Source organism: Pseudomonas sp. EB271-G4-1, assembly GCF_058791355.1.
On sequence record NZ_JBYTEO010000118.1, the window covers coordinates 1 to 8,646 of the forward strand.

An 8,646-nucleotide genomic window follows, 5' to 3' on the forward strand; every position below is an offset into this window, starting at 1 on the left:
GGTATGCCGAGCATTAGCGAGGCACCGAACGCCAGGGGCAAGAGCCCTTGGTTACTTAGGGCCGGGCGGCGTTCCGTGCTTCCAAGTGACTCGCTGTAAGCGCGAAACCCTAAGTGGCCGTTACCGCAGCAACGGATATACACCTAATCCAAATATGTCACTCAGAACTTGCGGTCAGGCTCCGACAACTCTCTGCTGTCGTCATGCTTCCACGTCTGCTCTGAATGTTTTTGCTCTTCGATTTCTTCTTCCGTCGGTTCATCCATGTCGTCTTCGGGATCCGGTTTCTTTTGCTCTATTGCCATGGTTTCACCTCTCTTCCTGAAGGGATCGGTCATCAATTTTAAGCGTAGAACAATTTCCCCTACCTGGCTCACAGCCACCAACGCAGCAAAAAGAAAAAGCCCATGCTCAACAGCATGCTGAGCAAGGTGTTGCGGGTGTACAGCACCAGGCCGACGGCCACCAGCGAACTGATCAGGTAGGGATTGTCCCATTGCAGGTTCAGTTGTTTGTCCGGCATGAACACGATCGGCCCGCAGATCGCCGTCAACATGCCGGGCACGGCGAACCCCAGGAACTGCCGGGCATTGCTGCTCAAGCGCAGCGGCAGGCGCGGCTCCAGGAACACATAGCGGTTGAGAAACACCAGGACGCCCATGCCGATAATCACTGCCCAAACCATCATGTGCGCGCTCCCTGGAATTTGTTGCAGATAAAACCCGCGGTCATGCCGGCAAGTCCCGACAGCACCAGGGCCGAGCCCCATTGCCAATAGCTGAACAGCACCGAGCAGAACAGCGAGACCGCGACACAGACCACCGTCGGAACGTTGCGCACCACCGGGGTGATCAGGGCGATGAAGGTGGCAGCGATGGAAAAGTCCAGACCCAGGTGTTCCAGGCCGGGGATGCTGCTGCCTAGCACGATGCCTGCCAGGGTGAAGAGGTTCCAGGCCACGTAGAACGTCAAGCCGACACCCAAAGCGTACCAGCGATCGAACTGCTGTTTGTCGTGCTGGCTGGTCAGGGCGAACAGCTCATCGGTGAGCAAAAAGCCCAGCCCCGCTCGCCAGCGACCCGGCAATGGCGAGATCACCGAACGCATGCTCATCCCGTAGAGCAGATGCTGAGAGGTCAGCAACAAGGTGGTCAGCAAGATCGAAAAGATCCCGGCCCCGCCCTTGAGCATACCAATGGCCACCAACTGCGCGGCGCCGGCGAACACGATGCTCGACAAGCCCTGGCCTTGCAGCGGTGTGAGGTTGGCTTCGATGGCCATGGAGCCGGCCAGCAGGCCCCAAGGGGCTGTCGCCAGGGATAACGGCATGATCGCCACGGCGCCACGCAAGAATGCGCTGCGCGGCAAATGTGAGTTGGACATAACGCTCTGCAACCAGGGAAAGACCTGAGACTGTGCCAGCAGTCACGGCCGATGGCTTGAACAATCTTGCGCACTTGGGCCAATCACAGGCTGGCGCGGCATTTTCCCGATGTTGGTGATTGACAAACAGCGCGCCGGCTTTTAAAACTGGGCGCCTAATTCAGGGTGTAAGCAAAAATGTCCGCAACCTTCAATCTCGACACTTCCGTTGTTGGCTTGACAGCCAAGGCGCTAGTTCGCGTTGCGCGCACCCTCAAATCGAAGAAACAGTCGCTCATGTGACCGGGGCGCGCTGTCCCGTCAGATGAGCTGACAGGACATTGAGCGCGACGGACCACCCTCCCCTTGCTTACTTCCTACTACGCTTCTGACGGTGACGAAATCGGTCGACCATCAGGAGAAAGTGCATGTCATCGTTTCAAGGTATCTGGGTTCCCCTCGTCACACCGTTCCACAATGGCGCCATCGATTTCGTCGGATTGCGCCGGCTGGTCAGCCATCTGCTCGAAGAAGGTGTCGACGGCCTGATCGTCTGTGGCACCACAGGCGAACCGGCGGCCATGGGCAAGCACGAGCAGCTGGCGGTGCTCGATGCGGTGCTGGAACAAGTGCCGGCCCGGCAGGTCGTCATGGGTCTGGCCGGCAACAACCTGATCGAGCTGCTGCACTTTCAGGAGGAAATTCTCAAGCGCCCGCTGGCCGGCCTGCTGGTGCCGCCGCCCTATTACATCCGGCCCTCCCAGGCGGGGCTCGAAGCGTTTTTCCAGACGGTCGCCGACGCTTCCAGCGTGCCGTTGATCCTGTACGACATCCCCTACCGCACCGGCGTAGCCTTCGACCAGTCGACCTTGCTGAACATCGTCGCCCATGAGCGCATCGTCGCGATCAAGGACTGCGGCGGCAACCTGGGCAACACCCTGGCCTTGCTGGCCAGCGGCAAGGTCGATGTGCTGTGCGGTGAAGACAACCAGATCTTCAATGCCCTGTGCCTGGGTGCCAAAGGTGCGATTGCCGCGTCGGCCCATGTCCATCCGCACCTTTTCGTGGCGTTGTATCGACAGATTCGCGACAACCAGCTGGCGGCCGGTCGGGCAACATTCTTCCAGCTTCTGCCACTGATCCAGAGCCTGTTCATCGAGCCCAACCCGGCGCCGGTGAAAACCGCGCTGGCGCTGCAAGGCTTGATCACTGATGAGCTGCGTGCACCGATGCAACGCAGCAGCGATGCCACGGTCGGTCGTTTGAAGGAGGTGCTCGGCGTGCTGGGCAGCGACAATCGATAGAGTGCCAGGCGCCCGCGCGAGTACGATGGAGCGATTCGACTGACGCGCCAGGGGGGGCGACATGCTCTACCGAATCGCTGCCGATGGGCTGATGCTGTTTCACCTGGCATTCATTGTGTTCGTGGTGTTCGGCGGGCTGCTGGTTCTCAAATGGCAGCACCTGATCCTGTGGCACCTGCCCGCCGCAGTCTGGGGCGTGGCAGTGGAGGTGTTCCACTTGCCTTGCCCACTGACGCACTGGGAAAACCTGATGCGCCAGGCAGCCGGACAAGGTGGTTACGGCGGTGGTTTCATCGAACATTACGTGTGGCCGATCATTTACCCGGCGGGGCTGACACCGGCCATCCAGCTGGGATTGGGCAGCCTGGTACTGGTGCTGAACGCTGCGGTCTATCTTCGATTGATCAGGCTCAGGAAACGGCGGCGGCAATTGTAACCGTCACACACGAGGGTTCGGCCAATGCTGTCGACTGAAGACCTGGCGCTGCTGCAAGCGATTCGCGAGACCGGCAGCCTGTCGCGGGCCGCGGCCTATCTCGGCAAGGCGCCTTCTACGGTGTCCTATGCCGCGCGGCAACTGGAAGAACGCTTCGATGCCCTGCTGTTCGATCGCCGGCGCTACCGCCTGCAACTCACCCCGGCTGGAGAATTGCTGGTCAACGAAGCGGCGCGACTGATGCAGGACGTCTCGCGCCTGACCCAACGGGTGCAGCAAGTGGCCAATGGTTGGGAAAGTCGTTTGTGGATCGTCACCGATGAACTGCTGGAATTCGAAACCCTGCTCCCGGTGATCCACGAGTTCGATGCGCTGGGCTCTGGCGTACCGCTGCGCATCACCCAGGAAGTGCTGCGGGGTGTCTGGGAGGCCCTGCGTGAAGGCCGCGCGGACCTGGTCATCGGCGCCACCAACGAGCCACCGGCCATCGCGTCATTGCGCTGGATGCAACTGGGGGAAATGCAGTGGGTGTTCGCCGTCTCGCCCAGGCACCCATTGGCCAAGGCCCGCGAACCGATCACCCGCGCCATGGTGGCGCAGCACCGGGCGATTGTCGTGGCGGATTCGTCCCGGGCCAGCGAAGGCAGTACCTACGGGGTCTCCGGTGGCCAATCGGTGCTGGCGGTGCCGACCATGCGCGCGAAAATCCTCGCCCAATGCGACGGCCTCGGCGTGGGTTGGCTGCCCAGGCATCGCGTCACCTCGTTACTGGACAATGGCTCGCTGGTGGAAAAACAGATGGCCGATCCCCGTGAGCCGAATATTCTGTATGCCGGCTGGCGCGGCGATCACGACGGGCGGGCGTTGGGCTGGTGGCTGGAAAAGCTCAAGCAACCGCACCTTTGCACCCGGCTGGTACAAGGCAGCGACCGGTTTGCCTGAGCCTCAGTTGGCAATCACGCTCATGTTGCGCCCGCTGGCCTTGGCCACGTACAGCGCCTTGTCGGCCGCCCCGATCAACTCACTGGTCTGGGCCTCGGATGCCGGATCATAACCACAGACACCCACGCTGACCGTCACCTTGCCATCAGGGCTTTCACTGTGTGGCAAGCCGGCGGACTGGACCGCGTGGCGGATTTTTTCCGCCAGCAAAAATGCTCCGACGTAGTCAGTTCCCGGAAGCACCACGGCAAACTCCTCACCACCAAAGCGCGCAGCCAGATCGCCGGGGCGCCTGATGTGCTCGGTAATCAGCACAGCGATCTTGCGCAGGCACTCATCACCGGCCAGATGGCCGTAGCGATCGTTAAATGGCTTGAAGTGATCGACATCGATCATCAACAGGGCCAACCCCGTCATGTTGTGCCGGGCGCGGCCCATTTCCGCCTGGATGAACAGATCGAACTGGCGCCGGTTGGCCAGGCCCGTGAGCGCGTCTTCCAGCGCCAGCAACTCAAGGTTGCGATTGAGTTCGAGCAGCCGTTCCTGAGTGCCGAGCAACTCGCCCTGGATGCGGTCCTGCTTCTTCATCAACTTGATCAGGCGATAGCCGAGCCCTCCCAGCACCCCGAGCAACAGCGCAACGATGCCCGCACTGAGCAAGGACTGCTGGCGCCAGCTCGCCAGTACTTCGTCCTTGTTGAGCGCGGCAAAGACGATCAGCGGATAACCCTCGACCCGGCGATAGCCCACCACCCGCTCCACGCCATCCAGGATGGACCGGACGGTAGCCGTCCCCGAGCTGCCCTGTGGCAGCAGCCGGGTGAACAATGGGCTTTTGGCCAGGCTGGTGCCGATGTCCGCCTCGTGAAACGGCCGGCGCACGATAATGCTGGCATCGTCGGCGATCAGGTTGATCACACCGTTGCGGCCCATATCGATGCCATCGTAAAGCTGCAGGAAATGGCTGAGGTAGAGGGTGGCCAGCGCCACGCCCGCGAAACGGCCATCCGGGTGATTGATCCGGCGCGACACCGTCATGATCCATTCGCCGCTGGAGCGGCTCCTGATCGAAGGGCCGATGTGCGGTCCGCGGTCAGGATGATCGCGGTGATAGATGAAGTACTCGCGGTCGGAATTGTTGGCAACCCCCACCTCGGCACCGTTGGAGTTGGCGATCCATTTGCCGGTTTCGTCATAGACGAACAGCCCATGCACCTGGCTCAACTCACGGCGCTGGGCGCCGAGCAAGCGTTGCAGGCGATCGAGCCGACCCGCGTCGATGCCGTCGTTTTCCAGGCGATCGACCAGGGTGAACAGCAGCGTGTCGGCTTGCTTGATTGCCGCCTGGGCCTGCGAGGCCAGGGTCTGCGCAAGGTTGGACATCGCCACTTCCTTGTCATGCAGATGGTACTGGCGCGAGCTCCAGGATTCCCAAATCACGATCACCGCCATCGACAGGCAGACGGCAATCAAAAGGGTGACGGCAGAGCGAGTCTTGAGCCGAGGGACACCCTGCCGGTTTTGTTCCACAGGATCGTGAATGGACGGCTGCCCCATGACGTTCGCTCCTTGAATCGAATGAAAAGGCCCTTGCTGCTCCATGGGCCTATCGCGGTGTACGCTTTAGCGCGTCAAGCCAGGCCGGGTCCAGGCGCGTCTGCCGGATATCGATGCCCAGCGCTTGCATCCGCGCCTGATGTTGCTCCATTTCCCGGTGTAGTTGCGCATCATCGCTGGAGTTACCGTCCAGTTGGTGCATCTGGCTCAATCCCAGGTGATAGAAGCGCAAAAGCTTCATGGCGTCCGGATCCCCCGCTTCCACGGCCGCCTTGAGGTGGTGCATAACGTTGGTGATGCTCATCAGGCTGCGCTTGAGTTGCCAGCTGTAGACCGCCGGCGCCATCCATTGCTGGTGCCAGAACAGCTTGCGCATCAACGCGGCCATGACCAATACCGCGGCAAACACTCCGCCGATATTGAAGCGTAGATTGTCCCCTCCCGGCTCGCCGAACAACGTCACCGCCGCGGTGGACAGGGCCATCGCCAGCGCGAGAAAGATCAGCGCGATCATCAGCGTGCTGCGCCGCGTCCGTTGCCGATAGTCGTCGGCGTTCATCGGCTGGATTTCGAACATGACGTCGGGATTCCTTGGCTTCAATGGCAAAAAAAGGGTCGCAGGGCAAAAAGACCGCGGGCCATTATCGCCTCTGCGACGGATTTAGCTATGCTGGGGCTCCTTTTCATCTATACATCATCAAAAGGAGGACATGGCGAGACCGCGCAGTTCGTGCCATCTTCTTTCATGGATACTCTCTATTCGGATGCCATTCGTTGTTTGCGCGTGAATGACATCGTTTTAAGGATCATTGAATGACCCAACGACAAGTAATCAATGCTTCGGTCAGCCCGAAAGGCAGCCTGGAAACACTCTCCCAACGGGAAGTCCAGCAATTGAGCGAAGCTGGATCCGGCAGCACCTACGACATCTTCCGCCAGTGCGCCCTGGCCATCCTCAACACCGGCGCCCACGTCGATAACGCCAAGACCATCCTCGAAGCCTACAAGGACTTCGAAATCCGCATCCACCAACAAGACCGTGGCGTACGCCTGGAACTGCTGAACGCCCCGGCCGACGCCTTCGTCGACGGCGAAATGATTGCCAGCACCCGTGAAATGCTGTTCAGCGCCCTGCGCGACATCGTCTACACCGAAAACGAACTCGACAGCCAACGCATCGACCTGAGCACCTCCCAGGGTATCAGCGACTATGTCTTCCATTTGCTGCGCAACGCCCGCACGCTGCGCCCCGGCGTCGAGCCCAAGATCGTGGTCTGCTGGGGCGGTCACTCGATCAATACCGAAGAATACAAATACACCAAGAAAGTCGGCCACGAACTGGGCCTGCGCAGCCTCGACGTGTGCACCGGTTGCGGCCCCGGCGTGATGAAAGGCCCGATGAAAGGCGCCACCATCGCCCATGCCAAGCAACGCATCCACGGCGGGCGCTACCTGGGCTTGACCGAGCCGGGAATCATCGCCGCCGAAGCGCCGAACCCGATCGTCAACGAACTGGTGATCCTGCCAGACATCGAGAAGCGCCTGGAAGCCTTCGTCCGCGTCGGCCACGGCATCATCATCTTCCCGGGCGGCGCCGGTACCGCCGAAGAGTTCCTGTACCTGCTGGGCATTTTGATGCACCCGGACAACGCAGGCCTGCCCTTCCCGGTCGTCCTCACGGGCCCGAAACATGCGGCGCCCTACCTGGAACAGCTTGACGCGTTCGTCGGCGCCACCCTGGGCGCAGATGCCAAGAAGCACTACGAGATCATCATCGACGACCCGGCAGAAGTCGCCCGACAGATGACCCAGGGCCTCAAGGCGGTGAAGCAGTTCCGTCGCGAACGCAATGACGCGTTCCATTTCAACTGGCTGCTGAAGATCGACGAAGGCTTCCAGCGCCCGTTCGACCCGACTCACGAAAACATGGCCAACCTCAAGCTCAGCCGTGACCTGCCACCCCACGAACTGGCCGCCAACCTGCGCCGTGCGTTCTCCGGCATCGTCGCCGGCAACGTCAAGGACAAGGGCATCCGCCTGATCGAAAAACACGGGCCATACCAGATCCGTGGCGATGCGGCCGTCATGCAGCCGCTGGATCAACTGCTCAAGGCCTTCGTCGCCCAGCACCGGATGAAGCTGCCGGGTGGTGCGGCTTATGTGCCGTGTTATCGAGTGGTTGCGTAAGCAAGTTAATGTAAATTGTTAAGTGCGAGCCGAAGCTGATGCTTCGGCTTGTTGCTTTCAGGGAGAGGTAAATCCACATGCGCCAACGCAACGCCGCCAGACTGCTGGTCATCAATTCCGAGCGTCAGGTTCTGCTGTTTCGTTTCCAGCACAAGGACGGCGCCCTTGCTGGCCGCGACTACTGGGCGACGCCCGGTGGCGGGCTGGAGGACGGTGAAACCTTCGAAGCCGCGGCGGTTCGGGAATTGTTTGAGGAAACCGGTATGCAGGTTAATGCGCTTGAAGCCAGTGTTGCGCAGGACTGCTTTGCGATGATGTTGCCCAGTGGCGAGACGGTGATGGCGGTGGAGCAGTACTTTGTCGTGCACGCTGAACGCGAGCAACTGACGCGCGATGGCTGGACGGCCGAAGAAGTACAGGTGATGACTGAACACAAATGGTGGTCGATCGCCGAACTGGAACAAACGACGGAGATTGTGTGGCCGCAGAGTTTGATAGATATGCTGGACAAGGCGTGAGGGGTTTTCCGTCAGGCAGGCCAAAACGTGGGCGACCTGAATGTTTTAGGCGCCTTTGAGGTGGCGATCCGACTTTCTGGCGGAGGGGACCTTAATCATTGCGGTGATCTTTTGGACGCCTTCGCCGGCAAGCCAGCTCCCACAGGGAATGTGTACGGCTCCCGATCAGGCCCGCCGCCTCGCTTTGGCTTTTGATTTTCTTGCGACTTCACGCCCTGGGAGATTGTTGTCGGAGTACATATCCGTTGCTGCGGTAACGGCCACTTATGGTTTCGCCCTTACGGCGAGTCCCTTTTTCAAACGCCGGAGTGCCGGCCCAGCAAAAAGGAACCAAAAGGCT

10 protein-coding genes are annotated in these 8,646 nt (G+C 60.5%); 5 read left to right on the forward strand and 5 right to left on the reverse strand.

What is annotated here, in order from left to right; translation table 11 throughout:
• Positions 1–161: 161 nt before the first annotated feature.
• The 3 genes from AC3WWR_RS30345 to AC3WWR_RS30355 all read right to left on the reverse strand — a co-directional run bounded on the left by AC3WWR_RS30345 (position 162) and on the right by AC3WWR_RS30355 (position 1,383).
• Positions 162–305, reverse strand: coding sequence for a hypothetical protein (locus AC3WWR_RS30345; protein ID WP_020801068.1), 144 nt, complete (start codon positions 303–305; stop codon positions 162–164).
• A gap of 68 nt (positions 306–373) precedes the next feature.
• Positions 374–685 carry an AzlD domain-containing protein gene (locus AC3WWR_RS30350; protein ID WP_010455066.1) on the reverse strand — a complete coding sequence of 104 codons (312 nt, stop codon included), beginning with the start codon at positions 683–685 and terminating at the stop codon, positions 374–376.
• Complete coding sequence (locus AC3WWR_RS30355; RefSeq protein WP_020801067.1) at positions 685–1,383, reverse strand: AzlC family ABC transporter permease; 699 nt, start codon at positions 1,381–1,383, stop codon at positions 685–687. The genes AC3WWR_RS30350 and AC3WWR_RS30355 overlap by 1 nt, the downstream gene beginning before the upstream one ends.
• A gap of 407 nt (positions 1,384–1,790) precedes the next feature.
• Here AC3WWR_RS30355 and dapA point away from each other — a divergent pair, with 407 nt between their 5' ends.
• The 3 genes from dapA (at position 1,791) to AC3WWR_RS30370 (ending at position 4,044) form a co-directional block, all read left to right on the forward strand.
• Positions 1,791–2,666, forward strand: a complete 876-nt coding sequence (dapA, locus tag AC3WWR_RS30360) for a 4-hydroxy-tetrahydrodipicolinate synthase (protein WP_492599309.1) — start codon at positions 1,791–1,793, stop codon at positions 2,664–2,666.
• Positions 2,667–2,727: 61 nt separating this feature from the next.
• Positions 2,728–3,102 carry a DUF2784 domain-containing protein gene (locus AC3WWR_RS30365; protein ID WP_033044564.1) on the forward strand — a complete coding sequence of 125 codons (375 nt, stop codon included), beginning with the start codon at positions 2,728–2,730 and terminating at the stop codon, positions 3,100–3,102.
• 24 nt (positions 3,103–3,126) lie between these two features.
• Complete coding sequence (locus tag AC3WWR_RS30370) at positions 3,127–4,044, forward strand: LysR family transcriptional regulator (protein ID WP_033044565.1); 918 nt, start codon at positions 3,127–3,129, stop codon at positions 4,042–4,044.
• A gap of 3 nt (positions 4,045–4,047) precedes the next feature.
• On the opposite strand, the gene AC3WWR_RS30375 is transcribed toward AC3WWR_RS30370, so the two are convergent.
• Positions 4,048–5,601, reverse strand: a complete 1,554-nt coding sequence (locus AC3WWR_RS30375; RefSeq protein ID WP_168758375.1) for a sensor domain-containing diguanylate cyclase — start codon at positions 5,599–5,601, stop codon at positions 4,048–4,050.
• Between the two features lie 49 nt (positions 5,602–5,650).
• Complete coding sequence (locus AC3WWR_RS30380) at positions 5,651–6,178, reverse strand: DUF3087 domain-containing protein (protein ID WP_020801062.1); 528 nt, start codon at positions 6,176–6,178, stop codon at positions 5,651–5,653.
• Between the two features lie 236 nt (positions 6,179–6,414).
• On the opposite strand from AC3WWR_RS30380, the gene ppnN reads away from it, so the two are divergent.
• Positions 6,415–7,788, forward strand: coding sequence for a nucleotide 5'-monophosphate nucleosidase PpnN (gene ppnN / locus AC3WWR_RS30385; RefSeq protein ID WP_020801060.1), 1,374 nt, complete (start codon positions 6,415–6,417; stop codon positions 7,786–7,788).
• Positions 7,789–7,865: 77 nt separating this feature from the next.
• Positions 7,866–8,306, forward strand: coding sequence for an NUDIX hydrolase (locus tag AC3WWR_RS30390; protein ID WP_020801059.1), 441 nt, complete (start codon positions 7,866–7,868; stop codon positions 8,304–8,306).
• Positions 8,307–8,646 lie beyond the last annotated feature (340 nt).